General features: G+C 67.4%; 13 protein-coding genes. 1 reads left to right on the top strand and 12 read right to left on the bottom strand.

Annotated elements, in window-relative coordinates:
* Positions 1–21: 21 nt before the first annotated feature.
* The 12 genes from ABW137_RS11355 to ABW137_RS11410 form a co-directional block, all read right to left on the bottom strand.
* Positions 22–1,800: an ABC transporter substrate-binding protein gene (locus ABW137_RS11355; RefSeq protein WP_526399888.1), complete on the bottom strand. Its 1,779-nt coding sequence runs from the start codon at positions 1,798–1,800 to the stop codon at positions 22–24.
* A 22-nt stretch (positions 1,801–1,822) separates the two neighbouring features.
* Complete coding sequence (locus ABW137_RS11360) at positions 1,823–2,806, bottom strand: ABC transporter permease (RefSeq protein ID WP_526399889.1); 984 nt, start codon at positions 2,804–2,806, stop codon at positions 1,823–1,825.
* A gap of 9 nt (positions 2,807–2,815) precedes the next feature.
* Positions 2,816–3,754: an ABC transporter permease gene (locus ABW137_RS11365; protein WP_526399891.1), complete on the bottom strand. Its 939-nt coding sequence runs from the start codon at positions 3,752–3,754 to the stop codon at positions 2,816–2,818.
* Positions 3,751–5,382, bottom strand: coding sequence for a dipeptide ABC transporter ATP-binding protein (locus ABW137_RS11370; protein WP_526399893.1), 1,632 nt, complete (start codon positions 5,380–5,382; stop codon positions 3,751–3,753). Before ABW137_RS11370 ends, ABW137_RS11365 begins: the two co-directional genes overlap by 4 nt.
* A 2-nt stretch (positions 5,383–5,384) precedes the next feature.
* Positions 5,385–6,602, bottom strand: a complete 1,218-nt coding sequence (locus ABW137_RS11375) for a GNAT family N-acetyltransferase (protein ID WP_526399895.1) — start codon at positions 6,600–6,602, stop codon at positions 5,385–5,387.
* Positions 6,599–7,996: an LLM class flavin-dependent oxidoreductase gene (locus ABW137_RS11380; RefSeq protein WP_526399897.1), complete on the bottom strand. Its 1,398-nt coding sequence runs from the start codon at positions 7,994–7,996 to the stop codon at positions 6,599–6,601. The genes ABW137_RS11375 and ABW137_RS11380 overlap by 4 nt, the downstream gene beginning before the upstream one ends.
* A gap of 7 nt (positions 7,997–8,003) precedes the next feature.
* Positions 8,004–9,239 carry an acyl-CoA dehydrogenase family protein gene (locus ABW137_RS11385; protein WP_526399899.1) on the bottom strand — a complete coding sequence of 412 codons (1,236 nt, stop codon included), beginning with the start codon at positions 9,237–9,239 and terminating at the stop codon, positions 8,004–8,006.
* Positions 9,236–10,231 (bottom strand): GNAT family N-acetyltransferase, encoded by a 996-nt coding sequence (locus ABW137_RS11390; RefSeq protein WP_526399901.1) that lies wholly within the window; start codon positions 10,229–10,231, stop codon positions 9,236–9,238. The genes ABW137_RS11385 and ABW137_RS11390 overlap by 4 nt, the downstream gene beginning before the upstream one ends.
* On the bottom strand, positions 10,228–11,739 hold the full coding sequence (locus tag ABW137_RS11395) for an amino acid permease (protein WP_526399952.1): 1,512 nt from the start codon (positions 11,737–11,739) through the stop codon (positions 10,228–10,230). The genes ABW137_RS11390 and ABW137_RS11395 overlap by 4 nt, the downstream gene beginning before the upstream one ends.
* A gap of 146 nt (positions 11,740–11,885) precedes the next feature.
* Entirely contained in the window at positions 11,886–13,286 is a 1,401-nt protein-coding gene (locus ABW137_RS11400; protein WP_526399903.1) for an LLM class flavin-dependent oxidoreductase, read from the bottom strand.
* Positions 13,283–14,593 carry an NtaA/DmoA family FMN-dependent monooxygenase gene (locus ABW137_RS11405; protein WP_526399905.1) on the bottom strand — a complete coding sequence of 437 codons (1,311 nt, stop codon included), beginning with the start codon at positions 14,591–14,593 and terminating at the stop codon, positions 13,283–13,285. The genes ABW137_RS11400 and ABW137_RS11405 overlap by 4 nt, the downstream gene beginning before the upstream one ends.
* A gap of 40 nt (positions 14,594–14,633) precedes the next feature.
* Complete coding sequence (locus ABW137_RS11410; protein WP_526399907.1) at positions 14,634–16,010, bottom strand: LLM class flavin-dependent oxidoreductase; 1,377 nt, start codon at positions 16,008–16,010, stop codon at positions 14,634–14,636.
* Positions 16,011–16,227: 217 nt separating this feature from the next.
* Between ABW137_RS11410 and ABW137_RS11415 the strand changes: the two genes are divergently transcribed.
* Positions 16,228–17,151 carry a LysR family transcriptional regulator gene (locus tag ABW137_RS11415; protein WP_526399909.1) on the top strand — a complete coding sequence of 308 codons (924 nt, stop codon included), beginning with the start codon at positions 16,228–16,230 and terminating at the stop codon, positions 17,149–17,151.
* The last annotated feature ends 5 nt before the right edge of the window (positions 17,152–17,156 follow it).

The following is a 17,156-nucleotide window of genomic DNA, read 5'->3' on the forward strand; positions in this document are numbered from 1 at the left end:
CGGCCGCTGCCCGCTCTGGCACTACCCGCCGTTCACCGCGATGTTGGTGATGTCGGCGCCATTGCCCAGTGACTGCCATGTCCAATTCGTCACGCGATCCGACGTCGGGACGGACTTCACCCGCTCGATGAGCGGGAACCAGGCCAGGTCCTTGGTCGCGATGAGATTGGCGTCCTTCCAGTGCGGGGTGGAATCTTCGGCCGAGAATGCCTGATTGACAGCGGCGTTGAGCGCTGGATTGTCATACGTGACGCCATTCCACGTCCCGCCGGGTGCGAAATCGGAGTCCAGCCACCCTCCCAGCGTCATCCGAGCGCTGTTGCCCTGCCAGTCCGGGGTCCAGTTGGTGATCGCGAGATCCCATTGATCGAACTTGGACTTGTCGCTGAGGAAGGCGTTGAACGCGCCGAAGCCGTCGGCGGGGATCGGTGTCAGCTTGACGGTGATGCCCGCCCGGGCGGCCGCGCTCTGCACCGAGGTGGCGATCTTCTCGAACTCGGGCGAGCTGCGGAAGGCCACGTTCACCGTGAGGTTGGGCTGACCGGCTTCGGCGAGCAACGCCTTGGCCTTGTCCGGGTCACCCTTGTCATCCGTGGTCGGATATGGGTTCTCGTCCGCATAACCGGCGATCGTCGAGGTGAGGATCTCGTTGCTCGGGATCGCCGAGTCCGGGCCGCCGAGTCCCCGGACGACGTCGCTGCGGTTCAGGGAGTAATTGAACGCCTGCCGGACCCGCAGGTCCTTGAACGCCTGCTGCGCAGGGGTCTTCGGCGCGTCCGAGTTGTTCCAGCTGATGAACACCGCCGACCCGCTCGCCGACTTGTGCAGGTGGTCCGGGTCGGCCTGCTTGTATTGGGCGATGACGTTCGCCGGGTAGGCCCGGATGTAAAGACCGATGTCGGCGCTGCCCGTTTGGAGTTGCTGCGATGCGGCGTCAGCCGACGCCACGGTGGTGTCGAAGACGATCTCGTCGGCGTAGGCATTGCGTGGATCACCATCGGCGTTGTAGCCCTTGACCTTCGACAACGTCAGCTGCTTGCCCTGGTCGTAGGACGAGATTTGGTACGGGCCGCTCGAGACGTAGTTCTTGCGGAACTCCAGACTGTCGGCGAAGTACTTCGACACCACCTCCTCGGGCAGCGGGCTGACGAAGTTCAACGTGAGGATGTCGAGGATGTCGCTGGCCGGCTGGGTGAGCGTCAGTTGGAACGTCTTGTCGTCCAACGCCTTCACGCCGCTGATGTCGTGGGTGTCGATGAAGTTCTTCGCCGCGTTCAGGTCTCCGGTGGGCACCTTCGCGAATTGGTCCGCGTACTCCTTGAACCCCGCGAAGAGCGCGTTGTAATAGGTGATCGCGCTGACCTGCGCGTTGGGATCGGGAAACCGCTTGATCGCGTAGACGAAGTCCTGCGCGGTGATCGGCCTGGTACTGGCTCCGGAAAACGCGATGCCGTCGCGCAGGTGGAACGTGTAGGTCTTCCGATCGGGGCTAATGTCCCAGCTCGCGGCCAAATCGGGCACCACCTTGGTGTCGTCGCCGATGCCGTCCTTGCTGCCCGCGTAGGTGACGAGCTGCCGGGTGGTGGCCCGGATGACCTGCCACGACTCGGCCGAGTAGGCGATCAGCGGGTCGAGCGCGTCGACGTCGCCCACCGAGGCGATCCGCAACGTGCCGCCGTGCAGCGCGGCGGGATCGCTCGAGGTCGGCGCACTTCCGCTTCCGCTGCACGCGGCCAGTGTCAGCGACACCGCAAACGTGCTCACCAGAGCGGCGACTCGCCGGCCAGTCCTGTACTTCATCGTTCTCCTTCGTTGCGGGGGTTCACTTGGCGCTACGGGCATGCGTGACGAGGTCGACGGCGAAGGTGGTGACGACGAAGATCACCGCGCCGAGAAGGGTGCAGCCGATGACGACCGGCGCGTCACCGGACTTCGCGGCCGTGACCGCGAGCCTGCCCACCCCGTCGAGACCGAAGATCTGCTCGGTGATGATGGCGCCGCCGAGGATGGTGGCGAACTCGATGCCGCCAAGGGTCAGGATCGGATTCAGCGCGGCGGACAGGGCATGGTCGAAGTACACGCGTCCCGGTGCGACGCCCTTCGCCCGCGCGGTACGGACGTAGTCACGACCCGACACCTCCAGCACCGAGGCGCGAACGACCCGCTGGAAGACGCCCACCTCCGCGAGCACCAGGGTCAGCCATGGCAACAGGAGGTGCTGCGCCCACAGCACGGGCGACTCGGTGAGCGCCACGTACCCGCCGCCGGGAAACACCTTGAGCCCAGCTAGGGACAGCTGAAAGTAGAAGACGTAGAGCAGGATCACGCCGGTGACGAAGGTGGGCACCGCGAGGGCTCCGTAGGAGAACACGCTGGTGACGGTGTCGAAGACACCCCCCGGCTTGCGGGCGGCATACACGCCCAACACGATCGACAACGCGGCCCACAGGATCAATGCCCCGACGGCGAGGCTGACGGTCACCGGGATCTTCTCGACGATGAGGTCCGTCACCGGCCGCTGCGACCGGTAGGAATAGCCGAGGCTCGGCGGCCAGTGCAGCAGGCCCGTCGGCGTTCCCTTGATCTCGGGGCCACGAACGGCGAAGTGCCACAACTGCACGTACCACGGATCGTTCAGATGCAGGCTGGCGGCGATCGCCGAAACCGTTTCCTCCGAGGCATTCTCGGGGGCGAGCATGCGGGCGGGGTTCTGATAGGCGATGCGCGTCAGTCCGAAGGTGATCAACACGACGACGCCCACGGTGAGAACCATCCGCAGCGTACGCAGGACCACGAAGCGGGTCACGTCGTCACCTCACGACGCCGTCGGATCGAAACGGCTGCGCAACCGGGTGGCAAGGAGGTTGAAGCCTACGACGGTCACGAAGAGGGCGAAGGCAGGCGCGATCAGCATCCATGGCTGGGTCTGGTAGAGCGCCGTGTCCTGGGCGATGGCGATCATGGTGCCCCAGCTCGGAGTCGGCGGCCGAATGCCCACCCCCAGATAGGACAGCGACGCCTCGGCGATGATGTTGGTGGGCAACTGCACTGCCCAGTAGATGACGATCGTCGGCAGGATGGTCGGCAAGATCTCGCGGAGCAGGACCCGAGCATGTGACGCGCCCGATCCCACCGCCGCCAACACATACGGCCGTGCCTTGACCTCGATGACCAGATTGCGCACCAATCGGGCGAAGTAGGTCCACGAGAACAGGGCCACCACGCCGATCACCACGACCGCCGGATCGACCAGGGTGGTGCCCGCGGTCCCGCGGTTCAACGTGACGACGCTGAGAGCGGTCACCAGGAACGGGAACGCCAGCGCCACGTTGGTCACCTCCGACAGCACCGCGTCGATTCGGCCACCGAAGTAGCCGCCGCTCAACCCCACCACGACGCCGACGATCATCGCGATGGTCGTCGCCGGGATGCCGATGGCCAGGGAGATCCTGGCGCCGTAGAGCGTTCGGACCAGGACGTCCCTGCCGCTGCCGTCGGCGCCGAGGAGGAAGCCGTTCCCACCGGTGATGGGAAGGCCTGCGGCATCGAGGGTTTCGTCGGCGAACTGCTCGTTGGGTCCATGACCGAGGAGTGCCGCGACGGCTGGAGCCAACAGCGCGGCCGCGACGACGACGCCAATGATCACCGCACCGGCCAGCAGACCCGGATCGGCCACGGCGGCGCGCCACCGACGCCTGGCGGGCACCGGCTGCGATGGCGTGGGCACCGCCGTCTGCAGGAGTAGCTGGCTCATGATGCCCGCGCTCCGTCGAGGCGCGGGACGGCGTCCAACAGCCGCCGCGTGTAGGCGGACTTCGGGTTGCCGAAGACGTCGGCCGTCGTCCCGGTCTCCTCGACCCCGTCGGGTCCGAGCACGATCACACGCTGGGCGATCGACGACACCACCCCGAGGTCGTGGGTGATGAAGAGGAACGCGGTGTGCTTGTCACGGATCAAATCCGCTACCAGGGAGAGGATCTCGGCCTGGGTGGTGACGTCGAGGGACGACAGCGGCTCGTCGGCGACGATCAGCGCAGGTTCGAGGACGAGGGCCCTGGCGATCGCGACGCGCTGCCGCTGCCCGCCGGACAGTTCCGCGGGATAGCGCCCGAGCAGTTCCTTGCCGACGCGGGCGTCGGCGGCCGCCCGATCGATACGCGCCGGGATCTCGGTGCGGGCAACCCGTTGGGCGACGAGAGGCGCGGCGAGCGAGGCCCGCACGGTTCGGCGGGGATGCAGGCTGGAGTACGGATCCTGAAAGATCATCTGCACCGAGCGCCGCGCCTCAGCGGGTAGTGCGGGTATCCCGTCGCTGAGCGCCGTCGGGTAGGTGATGCCACCCAGGGTGACCTCGCCGGCATCGGCGTACTGCAATCCGGCGACGATGCGGCCCACCGTCGACTTGCCGGATCCCGACTCACCGACCAACCCGACCACTTCGCCAGCCTCGATGGTGAAGTCCAACCCGTCGATCACGGTGCGTCTTGGACCTCGGTTTCGGGTGCGGTAGGACTTCACCAGCCCGCTGACCCGCAGCAGCGGAGGACCGGGAACCCCGACGGGGATCGCCGGCGCGATCCGGTCGACGCTGTGCAGCCGCGACGCGGTGAGCAGTTCGCGGGTGTACTCCTCGCGTGGTGTCGCGTAAATGGCCTGGCGCGAACCCGATTCGACGACTCGGCCGTCCTTCACCACGACGACGTCGTCGGCGATCTCGGCGACGACGCCGAGATCGTGACTGACGAAGACGATCGCGGTTCCGTGGTCGTGCTGAAGTCGACGCAGCAGCGAGATGATGCCCGCCTGAACGCTGACGTCGAGCGCCGTGGTGGGTTCGTCGGCGATGATCAGCGCGGGGTTCAGTGCGATGGCGATGGCGATCATCACCCGTTGCCGCATGCCGCCGGAGAACTCGGCGGGGTGGCTGCGGTAGGCGTGCGTCGGGTCGGCGATGCCGACCTCGTCGAGCAGGCCTTCCACCCGCCTGCGCAGGTCCCGCCTCGTCGCGGCACGGTGGACACGGAACACCTCCTCGATCTGCTTGCCGACGGTCTTGAACGGGTGCAGATTGCTCTGCGGGTCCTGGAAGACGAACCCGATGTCCTTGCCGAGGATGTGCCGCAAGGCCTTCGGGGACAGCGAGAGCAGATCCTGATCGGCGAACCGCACACTGCCGCTGACCTCGGCGTCGACACCCAGCAGCCGGGTGGCCGCCAGCAGCGAGGCACTCTTGCCCGACCCCGACTCGCCCACGATCGCGAGGGTCTGCCCTCGGTCGACCGCGAAGTCGAACGAGCGCACGGCGGGAACGGTATGCCGCCCGCGGGCGCGGCTCCCGGTGTGGAGGGTGACCGCGAGATCGGTGACCTCGAACAGCGCCATCGCTAGAAGTACATTCCGGCGTGCGGCGCAGGCCACGAACCAAAGATCGCATCGGCGACGCTGAGCGCGGCGCCGTCGTGGACGTCGACGAGGCCCGCCAGCGCGAGGGCGTGCCACGTGACACCGCCGAGGAGCACGGCGCCCAGTGCTGCCACGCCGATCGTCAGGTCCGCGGTGCCCTCGGTGCGCCGGACACCATCGGTGGATATCTCGAAGATGGCCGAGTTGTGCTGCAGGATGGCGTCTTCGACCGACACCACGACTGACCCGTCCCCGACGAAACGTCGTGCGTCCAGCGCGGCGGCCGCGTCGATGACCCGCAGCCAGGTCTCGTCCCGGGTACCCGTGACCCGCGCCGCCCGCCGATCGGCCAGCAGCCAGGGCAACGGGTCGTCGAGCGGCAGCGACGTGAAGACGAGTCTGTCGACGAGGTCGAGGTCGAGAAGGAACCGAAGCAGGCCCACATAGGCCTCCACGGTCGGGGCGTGAAGGTCGTCGACCACGACCGTGCGTTCGGCGCTGGTGAACCAGCCGTCGGTTCCCACCGGGTGGTAGCGCACGAATCCGGTCTCGGATCGGGAGTCGCCATGCAGGGCGACGTAGCGGGCGCCGTGGTCGCCCTCGGCACGCAGCCGTTGGTTCTCCCACCACACGGCGGGCCGGTCGATCGCGCCCGGCCGGCGCGATCGCGTCCGATCGTAGATGCGCGGCAACGCATCCCACGCCTCGGCGGGGTCGACGAGCCGCACCGACCCACCTGCTGACACGCCCGACCGCAACGCAGCCCGTGACGTCTGGACCTCGACGGTCTGCGACGTGCTGGCCACGGCGTAGCCGAATCGCTCGTAGATCGTCGCCTCGGACGCCCGCAGGCTGGCGACGACCTCCCCGCGGCGGTGCAGATCCCGGAGCTGATGGACCATCAACTGGGAGGCGATCCCACGGCGGGTATGGGAGGGCAGGACTCCGACGTGGGTGACTGCCGCGTGGGGCACACTCCCGCCGCCGGGCACGCTCAGTGTGCTCGCCGCCGAATCGGCGGTCGCCACCAGTTCGCCGTCCACGAAGGCACCCAGCGTGCGGCCCGGCTCGACGAGCTTGCCCACCCGACCGGATTCAAGGCCTGCCAGGGGCGCGAACCCGACCATCGCGGCGCGAAACACGTTGACAGCCGCGACGAGATCGGAGTCCTCGCGAAGGACCCGGATGTCGGCGGTCACCGGACGGGCGCCCGGTCGGAAGCGGTGTACCTGGCCCGACGGTAGCGAGCGGCGGGATGATCGTCGGCGACGTGATCGCGACCCTTCAACCGCTGCCGCAGCGTGGCCGCCGCAGTGGGCCTCGGTCTGATCCGGCCCCGTCGATCGAGTTCTGGCACGACGAGATCGGCGAAGTCCCGGTAGCTGTCTGGGTTCACCACACCGATCAGGTTGATGCCTTGGGTATCCGTGGCGGCCAGCCAGGCTTCGAGCTCGTCGGCCACCGCGCCCGGAGTCCCGACGATCGTGTGGGAGCGGCCGAATCCCGTTGCCGGCGCGAGTGCGTCGCGCAGCGTCCAGTCCCTGTCGGCCGCCGCGAACATCGACAGCAGGGAACGGTTCGAGTCGGTGTCGTGGTGCGCGATGACGCCGTCGAGGTCGTGTTGCGAGAAGTCGACCCCGGTGCTCGCCGAGTAGTGCGCGAGCGCTCCCTCGACGTCGAAGTAGGACTGGTAGTCCGCAAGCTTCGCGGCAGCTCCGCGCTCGGTGTCGTCGGTGACGACGGCCACCGCACTGACGAAGTCGAGGGATTCCGGATCACGCCCCTGATCGGCGGCCGACGCACGGATCGCCGCGACGTTCCGACGGATCCCGTCGGCGTCGGCGCCTGCGACGAAGACCACCTCGGCGTGTCGAGCGGCGAACCGCTGGCCGCGAGGCGAGCCACCCGCCTGCAGCAGCAGCGGCGTTCGTTGCGGTCCCGGCTCGGAGAGGTGCGCGTCGGGCACGGTGAAGTACCGGCCGCGGTGCCCGATCGCGTGCACCCTGTCCGGGTCGGTGTAGACGCCCGAGGCCACGTCGCGAACGACGGCGTCGTCCTCCCAGGAGGCCTCCCACAGCTTGAAGACCACGTCGAGGAACTCATCGGCCCGCTCGTAGCGCTCGTCATGCGGAATCTGCTTGTCCAGCCCCAGGTTCCGCGCGGCACTCTCGAGCTGGGAGGTGACCACGTTCCACGCCACCCGGCCCCCGGTCAGGTGATCCAGGGTGCTGAACTTCCTCGCGAGCAGATAGGGATGCTCGTAGGTGGTCGACACGGTCACGCCGAATCCCACGTCCGTCGTCGCCGCCGCCATCGCCGACACCAACAGCAGCGGATCGTCGACGGGTGACTGCGTGCCCGTCCTCAGCGACGCGGCCGCGCTCCCGTCGTAGGTGTCGAGGAGCCCCAGCGCATCGGCGAGGAAGAACGTGTCGAAACGGCCGTGGTCCAGGATGGTGGCGAGCTCCACCCAGTACTCGATGGTGGTGTAGCGGTGCGTCTGGTCCAGCGGGTGGCGCCACAGTCCGTAGTTGACGTGGGACACCGAGTTCATCGAGAACCCGTTGAGGATGATGGGTGCGGTAGTCGACACGGTGGGCTCAGTTGCCCTGTCCGCCGCGGCCGCGGGCCGCCAGATCCGGGACGGGATCCTTTCCGTTGATCAACCAGTCGCCGAGGATGCGAGCCTTGTACACGCGCGGATTGTGCGACGCGAGGGTGCGAGCGTTGCGCCAATGCCGGTCCAGGCCAAGCGCTTCGGAGACCCCTGACGCGCCAAGGGCATCGAAGACGGTGGTGGTGGCCTGCAGGGCCGCCGCGATGATCACCAGCTGCGCCTGAGTCACCGCGACCTCGGCGTCGATCAGCCGACGACGGGCGTGTTCGTCGTCCCCCGCGATGCGACCCGCCACGATGGCGTCCAGTGTCCTGGTGGCCTGGTTCAGCGCGGCCGATGCGGCGAACGCGTCGGCCGACACCGAACCGATCACCTGTAGGAGCTGGGCGTCATCGCCAGGGATCTCGGCAAGACCCTGCGGATAGTTGCGGCCGCGGGCCTTCAATGCCGCGCTACCGTCGCGCAGTGCCGCACCGGTGATTCCGGTCAACACCGACAGCATGGCGGTCTGGTAGAAGTGCGCCTGATAACCGAAACGGTCGGTCGCGGGGAAGACGTCCCCAGCCTCGGCTCGCACCCGATCGTAGTGCGCCGAGCCGCTGGCGGTGGCCCGCTGACCGAACCCCTTCCAATCGTCGACCAACGTCACACCGGGGTCGTCGGCGCGCACCAACGCAGTCCACAGCGCACCGTCGTCACCGCGACCGAGGACGTCGAGCCAATCGGCGTAAAGACTTCCGGTCGCATAGTATTTGGCACCGGTCACCACCCAGTGGTCGTCCTCGGCGGTGACCGTCGAGGCGAGGTTGGCCAGTGTGAGATTGTTGGCCTCGGTCCAGCCGCCGCCGACGAATGCCCCGGCCAGAAAGCGCTTGATCCACGTGTCCCCTGCGTCCGACACCGGCGCGTTGAGCCGGTCCTCGACGAAGGCCAGGTGGTTGCGCCAGATGTGGCTGACGTTGGCGTCGGCCTCGCCGAGTTCCGCAAGCAGCGCGAAGGTCTGTTCGAGCGAGGCACCGAGGCCGCCGTGCGCCTCGGGGATGCGCAGAGTCCCGAACCCGGCGTCGTTGAGCCAGCGGACTTGCTCGTGGGGCAGGATGCGCTCGCGCTCGCGCTGCACGTTCCCCTCCGCGATCGAGGCGAACACCGGGCGAAACCGGGCCCGGAGATCATCGACGTTGGCGGTGGGAGTGGCCAAATACGTTGTCTGATTGCTCATTCCGTCACTTCACTGGTGTCGATGCGGTAAGCGGCTTCGTGCTCGACGGCGACGTATCCGAGTCGGCGGTACAGCAGATGGGCCTTGCTGCGGTTGTCGACGTCGGTGCCGAGCGAGGCCACCGTCAGCCCTCGCCGCCGAGCTGCGAGCCAGATCTTGGTCAGCATCAGTTCGGCGATGCCGCGCCGTCGGTGGTCGCTGCGCACGCCGATGTAGTCGGTGTGCGCACTGATTTCCTGCGAATCCACTGGGCCCGCGGTGTACGTCGAACCCAGCACGTAGCCGACCACCCGATCGCCGTCGTCGATGACGGCCAGACTGAAGTCGGGCGTGAAGGCGCGGCTGTGCAGGTGATGCTCCCAGTCCTCCGGCGACTTGGACATGTTGCCGAAGTGCTCTTCGAAGGTTTCGTACTGCAGTCTGCGGACCTGCTCGGATAGTCCACGACCGAGTACCTCGGGCCAGCTGAGCACCCGCAGCCCGCTGATCGCGGCAGCCTCGAGCGAGGCGAGATCCTCACCGCTCAAGGGTTTCCGGGTACGGATGAACTGACCTTCGCGTCGGGCGCCGCGACGCGTGAGCGCCTCGATCACCCGGTGCTCGTCGGAACCGATGAACACCCTGAGATACGCGCCTGCGAGGTGCGCACTCTCGCGATGGAACCGGTCGACCGTCACGTCCACGACGTCGTCGATCACCCAATTCGGTGTCGCGGGGTCGAAGACGAAGTCGGCGAGAATCTCGGGCTCGGTCCCGTGAGGTCGGTGCAACGCCGCGTAGCCGCGGACGAATCCCGATCCGTCCACCACTGTCAGCGTTGCGTCCTGGTAGCCGGACGCCAGCTGCTCTGCGACGTCGCGGGAGTCGGCGGCGAACTTCCGTCCACGCAAACCCGCGGTGGTGGCCAGGAAGTCGGCGATCCGGGGGTGATCCACCGATGTGACGGTGACGGCGGACCACCTTTGCACGCTGCGCCCGTCGACGACCGTCATGGCGCGACCGGGCCCTTGCCCGACTTTCGTGCCAACGTGGCGCGGATCCCGTCGTCGGCCAGGCGCTGCTGCTCGTCGTCGGACAGCGTCTGGATGGTGCCCACCCGCTTGGCGACCTCGGGCCTGGTGCGCCTCAGATATCCGTACCACCCCACCGCGAGGAGGAGGAACCCGCCGAACACCAGGGGCAGGATGTTGAACGGATACTCCGGCACCGGGTAGAAGTTGCTGAAGATCACGTATGCCAAACCGAGTGTCGCCGCGGCGGACACCGCCAGCCGGACGGGCGTCAGCGCCCCGATCCGATGCAGCCAGATCGGCGTCGCGATCACGACCAACAGGTAACTGATCAGAAAGCCCCAGTTGGCGACGTAGCCGCCGTAGACGTCGAAGACCAGTCGCCCAGCGGAACTGAACGTCGCGACGATGGCGAAGACCAGCGCCAGCGCGCCGACGAACACGACGCCAACCCACGGCGTCTTGTGGGTCGGATGCACCCTGCTGAACACCCGCGGCAACGCTCCTTCGTGGCCGAACGTGAACAACGAACGGGCAGCGGCGGTGGTCACCGCGGTGACGAACACGATGAACGCCACCCCGACGGCCGCGCTCACGACGTAGTTGACCCAGGACACCCCGACGGTGTCGGCCAGCTGCGGCAGCACCGCCTTGTCGCCGTCGATCGCACCGAAGTGGAGGATCTGCGGGTAGGTCGCGAAGATGTACAGCACCCCGATCAGCAGCACGACTCGCAGAAGCGAGCGGGCGATGTTGCGGTGGGCGTCCTTGGCCTCCGCGCCCAGCGAGGCCACGGACTCGAAGCCCGCGTACGAACCCACCGCCGTCACGGCGGCGATGAACGTCGCGCTGTTGCCCAGATGCCCGAGATCCCACTGCTGCCAGTCGATGCGGAACCCGTAGGCGACGTAGGACGCCACGATGATGACCAGGATCGAGGCGATCGCGATCAGCTCGAACGCAAGCTCGTACTTGGCCGTCACCGACACTCCGCGATACGGGAGGTACACGGCCGCCGCCACGACGACGATCACCAACAGAAGCCGGAACCAGGCCGATTCGGATCCGAGGCCGAGAGATTCGAGGAAGGAGTCCAGGTAGAGCACGCCGCCTAGCGTTCCCGTGACCGCGAATCCGATGTATCCGAAGAGCAAGCTGAAGCCTGCGGCGAAGGCGAACCCGGGGCCGAGCCCATTGCCGGTGTAGGTGCCCAACGAGCCCGACGACACGGTGCGCTTGGCCTGAAAGCTGATGGTCGTGGCGATCAGCACCACGATCACCAGACCGACCACTGCCGCCCACGCCGCTCCGCTGCCTGCCGCCACGAACAACGAGAAGGGCACGACTGCGACGGCCACGCTCGGCGCAGCGGCGGCCAGTCCCTGGGCGAATACGCCCCACGGGCCCAGCGTGTCACGTTCCAGGCCAGTGGATTCGGCGTCCGTCAGCGTCCGGCCGTCCACCTCTACGGCCTCACCGTCACTGGGTATCGATGTAGTTGACACCATGCCTGCCTTTCCGACCGGCTCGAAGACGTGCCGAACCGTCCCGTGAGCCTCTAAGTCATTGGCGCACAGGTAGTTAACTTGAATTTGATCTAGTGGTTACGATGCCTTGACGATGCCGCCGACGGCAGTCATCGAATCGGCGAGATTCTTTCTCGGACGTCGACCGAGCGGAATGCAGCCCCCGGATGATCGGGCGGCAGCGTCGCCGACCCGCCGGGAAACAGCCTCTGCCGCAGCGTTGTCGGCTCGTCGACTTCGCGGAGACGACCTCGACGTCTCAATTCCGGGACCAGGTGCTCCGCCACGTCGACGAAACTCCCTGGTGTGACGTGATAGGCCACGTTGAATCCGTCCACGCCCGTGAGCTCGGCGTAGGACTCCAGTTCGTCTGCCACGGTGTGACCGGAGCCCACGAACAGCCGACCGCCGAAGCCGCCGAGCCCGCCCACGTAGTCACGCAGCGTGATGCGCCGACGATCTCGCGGATCCGTCACGGCGGCGAGGATCGACCGACTGGCGTCGGTGTCGAACTCTCCGATCGGCTCGTCCACGTCGTACCCCGACCAGTCCACCCCGCTCAACGCCGACAACAGCACCAGGCCGCCGTCGAGGTCGTGATGCGCTGCGAGGTCATCGGCCTTCGCCCGCGCGGCGGAATCCGTGGCATCGGTGACGATCTCGACCGACGTAATGAACTTGATGGAGCCCGGATCCCGGCCGAGCGTCGCGGCGCGCCGACGGATGTCGTCGACGTTGGCCCGCAACACGTCAGGCCGCGGGTCGCTCGCGAACACCACCTCGGCGTTCCGCGAAGCGAACTCACGACCCGCCGGCGACGTCCCCGCCTGCAGCAGAACGGGCGTGCGCTGTGGCGACGGCTCCACCAGATGTGCACCGGGCACGCTGAAGTACTTGCCGTCGTGCGCGATGCCGTGCACCTTGGTGGCGTCGGTGTAGACGCCGCTGGTTCGGTCGCGCACCACCGCGCCCGCCTCCCAGGACCCCTCCCAGAGTTTGTAGGTGACCTCGAGGAACTCTTGAGCGATCGCGTAGCGTTCGTCGTGCGCGATCTGCCTGTCCCGACCGAGAATGTTGCGGGCTGCACTGTCCAACAACGACGTGACGACGTTCCAGCCGATCCGGCCGCCGGTCAGATGATCGAGCGTGCTGAACTTGCGCGCCAACAGATACGGCGCCTCATAGGTGGTCGACACGGTCACGCCGAACCCGAGTCGCGTCGTGGCGGCGGCCATCGCCGACACGGCAAGCAGAGGATCGGTGACCGGTGTCTGAACCGCGCGGGACAGCGCGGCGGTGGCGTCGCCGCCGTGCACGTCGAGTTGTCCGACCGCGTCGGCGACGAACAGCATGTCGAAGCCACCGGCCTCCAACGTCTTGGCCAACTCGACCCAGTAGGCGACGCTGGTGTATTCAGACGTGCGGTCGTCGGGGTGACGCCACAGGCCGGAGTTGCCGTGCGACACCGTCGACATGGTGAACGCCGACAGCACCAACGGCGAGAGCGTCATGCCGAGCGTCCGAACCGTTGCGGGACCGTCAGCCCCAGGTGGTCACGCAACGTTGAGCCGGCGTATTCGTGACGGAACAGACCCCGCTTGCGAAGCAGCGGCACGACCTGCTCGACGAAGTCCTCGAGCTGGCCAGGCAATCCGGCGTCCTGCAGCACGAAGCCGTCACAGGCTCGGGTCTGGAACCAGTCCTCGAGCTGGTCCGCGAGCTGTTCCGGGGTACCGACGACACTGGCACCCCAACCGTTGACCGTGCGGTAGAGGAACTCCCGCACCGTGGGCGTGCCGTCGGTCGCCAACGCGCGGTAGCCCGCCAACGCGGTCTGATGCGTCTGCGTGCTGGAGGGAAAGGCCGACGCGGGAACGGGTCCGTCCAGATCGGCACCAGTGACGTCGACGTCGACCTCCAGGAGCCAACCCGCCTGGTACTCCGGGCTGAAGTATTCGTAGGCGCTGCGCTCGATTCGCTTGACCTCGTCCTCCGTCGAGCCGACGATGAAACGCAGCGATGGCGTGATCAGTGGTGCGGTAGCGCGTCCGTGCGCCCGAGCCCGGTCGCCGATCTGACGGTAGAACTCCTGCGCCCGGTCACGAGTGCCCTGTCCGGTGAAGATCACCTCGGCGTGCCGCGCGGCGAAATCGCTGCCGGTCGACGACGAGCCTGCCTGAAACAACACCGGGCGGCCCTGCAGGGAACGCGCGGCTCCGAGTGGGCCACGCACGTCGAAGTTCTGGCCATGATGGTCGGCGACGTGAATCTTCGCGACGTCGTTGAAGATTCCCGAGACACGGTCCTCGACGACGGTGTCGTCGCCCCATCCGTCCCATAGCGATCGGACCACCTCGAGCGCTTCCTCGGCGATGGCATAACGCTCGTCGTGGTCGACCACTCCCCTGGCGCTGAAGTTGTCGGCGGCAGCCGCGGCGAAGCTGGTCACCAGATTCCAGCCGGCCCGGCCTGCACTGAGGTGATCCAGCGACAGCAGCTGTCGGGCCAGGTGGTACGGATGCGCGAGCGTAGCCGAACCGGTGACGACGAGGCCGATCCGCTCCGTGACCGACGACAGCGCCGCGGTGGTCGTCAGCGGCTCGAAGTCCTCGGTGGTCTTGTACGCCCACGTCGCGGGTGGGCCGTAGTTGAGCCCGTCGGCGAAGAACAGCGCATCGAAACCGCCGGCCTCGGCCACCCTGGCCCGCTCGAAAAGCCGCCGCCGGACTCCAGATGGGCTGTTGTCCAGCCCTGGGTGACGCCAAGGGCCCGCCGAGCGGGTGTTTCCGAAGATCAGGAGATGCAGTTCTCTGGGCACGTCCGCCGAAACTACTCCGCGACGCACCCGATTCCGCCAATTAAACTTGACCAGAACGCAACTGGGTCGAGGTGGCAGGAACTGGTCGGGTGGGCGCGAACTGATTGGGCGGCACCGCGAGGCCGTAGTGCTCGCGCAGGGTGCTGCCCGCGTACTCCTCGCGGAAGAGACCCTTGCTCCGCAGGATCGGCAGCACGTGGTCGGCGAACTTCTCCAGCTCCGAGGGCAACCCGGGCGCCATCACGTTGAAGCCGTCGGCGGCACCGCCCTCGAACCAGGAGATGATCTCCTCGGCTGCCTGCTCTGGGGTTCCGACGAAGGTGTAGTGGCCACGGCCCCCGCCAAGCCTGGAGAGAATCTCTCGCACGGTCAGGTTTTCGCGCACGGCCAGCTCGATGATGAGGTCCGACCTGCTCTGGGAACCTTCGAGCTTGGGGCGCGCGAGGATGAAGTCGGGAAGTGCCGCGTCGAGCTCGAACACCGACGGGTCGACCTCGAAGTTCCAAGCCAGTTGTCGCAGGCCAAATTCGGGCACACGGAGCTCGTCGTACTGCCGCGCGAGCGCGGTGGCCTCCTTCTCCGTCGACCCGATGAAGGGCACGATGCCGGGCAGTACCAGCACCGCGTCGGGATCGCGGCCCGCTGCCTTCGTCCTCTCCTTGATGTCGCGATAGAAGTCGGCGGCACGGGCGTAGGTCTGATGGGCGGTGAAGATGGCCTCCGCGTGCCGGGCGGCGAAGTCCTTGCCGTCCTCCGACGAACCGGCCTGCACCAGCAGCGGGTATCCCTGAGGCGGCCGCTCCACGTTGAGGGGGCCCGCCACCTTGAAGTGGCTGCCGATGTGGTCGATGGCATGTAGGCGGGTCGGGTCGGCGTACCGGCCGGATGCCTTGTCCGCGACGATGGCTTCGCGTTCCCAGCTGTCCCACAACGCCTTTGCGATGGCGAGGAACTCGTCGGCACGCGCGTAACGCGACGCATGGTCGGGGCGCTGGTCGAGACCGAAGTTCGCTGCTTGCTCGGGCCCTGCAGAGGTGACGACGTTCCACCCGGCGCGACCGCCGCTGACGTGGTCGACCGAGGCAAGCCGCCGGGCCAGGTTGTACGGCTCGTTGTAGGTCGACGAGACGGTGGCGATCAGGCCGATGCGGTTGGTGTGCTGCGAAAGGGCGGTCAACAACGTGAACGGTTCCAGTTGACCCGGTGGCCGAAACTCTCCGGTACCGGTGAGGGCGGGAAGGTCGGCTAGGAACAGCGAGTCGAACTTGGCGGCCTCGGCCACCTGCGCGAGCCGGATCCAGTGCGCCAGGTCGAAGTCGGCCCTGGGGTTGCTCTGTGGAAGGCGCCACGCTGCCTCGTGATGCCCGGCCTCCATCAGGAAGGCGTTGAGATGAAGCTCACGCCGGGTGGCGCCCATTGTCGTCTCCAAGGTTCCGGATCCGTACTGTCTCAGCACGATTCCCCTGGCACAGCATCGCCTCGCACCCGCCGTTCTGGGGAGCCATTGAATCGGCCGGATTCTTTCGATCTCCGACGGCTCGACCGCCCTTGTCCGGCGGCGGCGTCCGATCCCACCATCAGGCAGATCACGTCAAAACAGGGCACATCGTTCGATCAACGTGAACAATGCCACCGTGGACACGCGACGACTCCAGTTGCTGCTGGCGCTGTCTCGACTCGGCTCGATGCGGGCCGTCGCCGATGCGCACCACCTCACGACGTCGACGGTGTCGCAGCAGATCGCCGCGTTGGCGAAGGAGGCCGGCGTCGCGCTGATCGAGCCGGAGGGGCGTCGCGTGCGCCTGACCCCAGCCGGCCGCCGGCTGGCGGATCACGCCGTGACGATCCTTGCCGCCGTCGACACGGCACGGCTGGATCTCGACCCCGACGCCGAACCCGTCGGCACGTTGAGGGTCGGCGGTTTCGCGACTGGCATCCGGGTGTCCCTGCTCCCCATCCTGGCCGACCTCGCCGAACGACATCCCGGGATCGACGTCGCGATCAGCGAGTACGAGCCGATCGAAGCGTTCGCCCTGCTGATGGCCGACGACCTCGACCTCGCGCTGACCTATGACTACAACCTCGCACCGGCGAGCCCCGGCCCGACGCTCGAGGCCGCGGCACTGTGGTCGACCCCGTGGGGCCTCGGCGTGCGCACCGCCGAACCCGACGGCCCCGCCGACGTGGCCGACTACGCAGGACGCACCTGGATCGTCAACTCGCGCAACACTGCTGACGAAGACGCCGTCCGCACTCTCGGGGCCTTGAACGGTTTCACGCCGCGCATCGCCCACCAGATCGACAGCCTGGAACTCGTGGAGGACCTGATCGCCGCCGAATACGGCGTTGGCCTGCTTCCCCTGGACAGGGCAACCGGGGCCGGGGTCAAGGTGGTGACCATGCGCGCCCCTGCCGTCGTCCTCACCGCGTACGCGGTGACGCGGATCGGCCGCTCGACCTGGTCACCGTTGCGGGCAGTGCTCGACCGCCTGAAACCACCGTCGGGTGTCGTTCTGCCGCAATCGCTTTGGCCACGCCCGGCCGCCGGTCCGGCGTAGCCCCC

The organism is Mycobacterium sp., from assembly GCF_040509115.1.
GTDB lineage: Bacteria > Actinomycetota > Actinomycetes > Mycobacteriales > Mycobacteriaceae > Mycobacterium.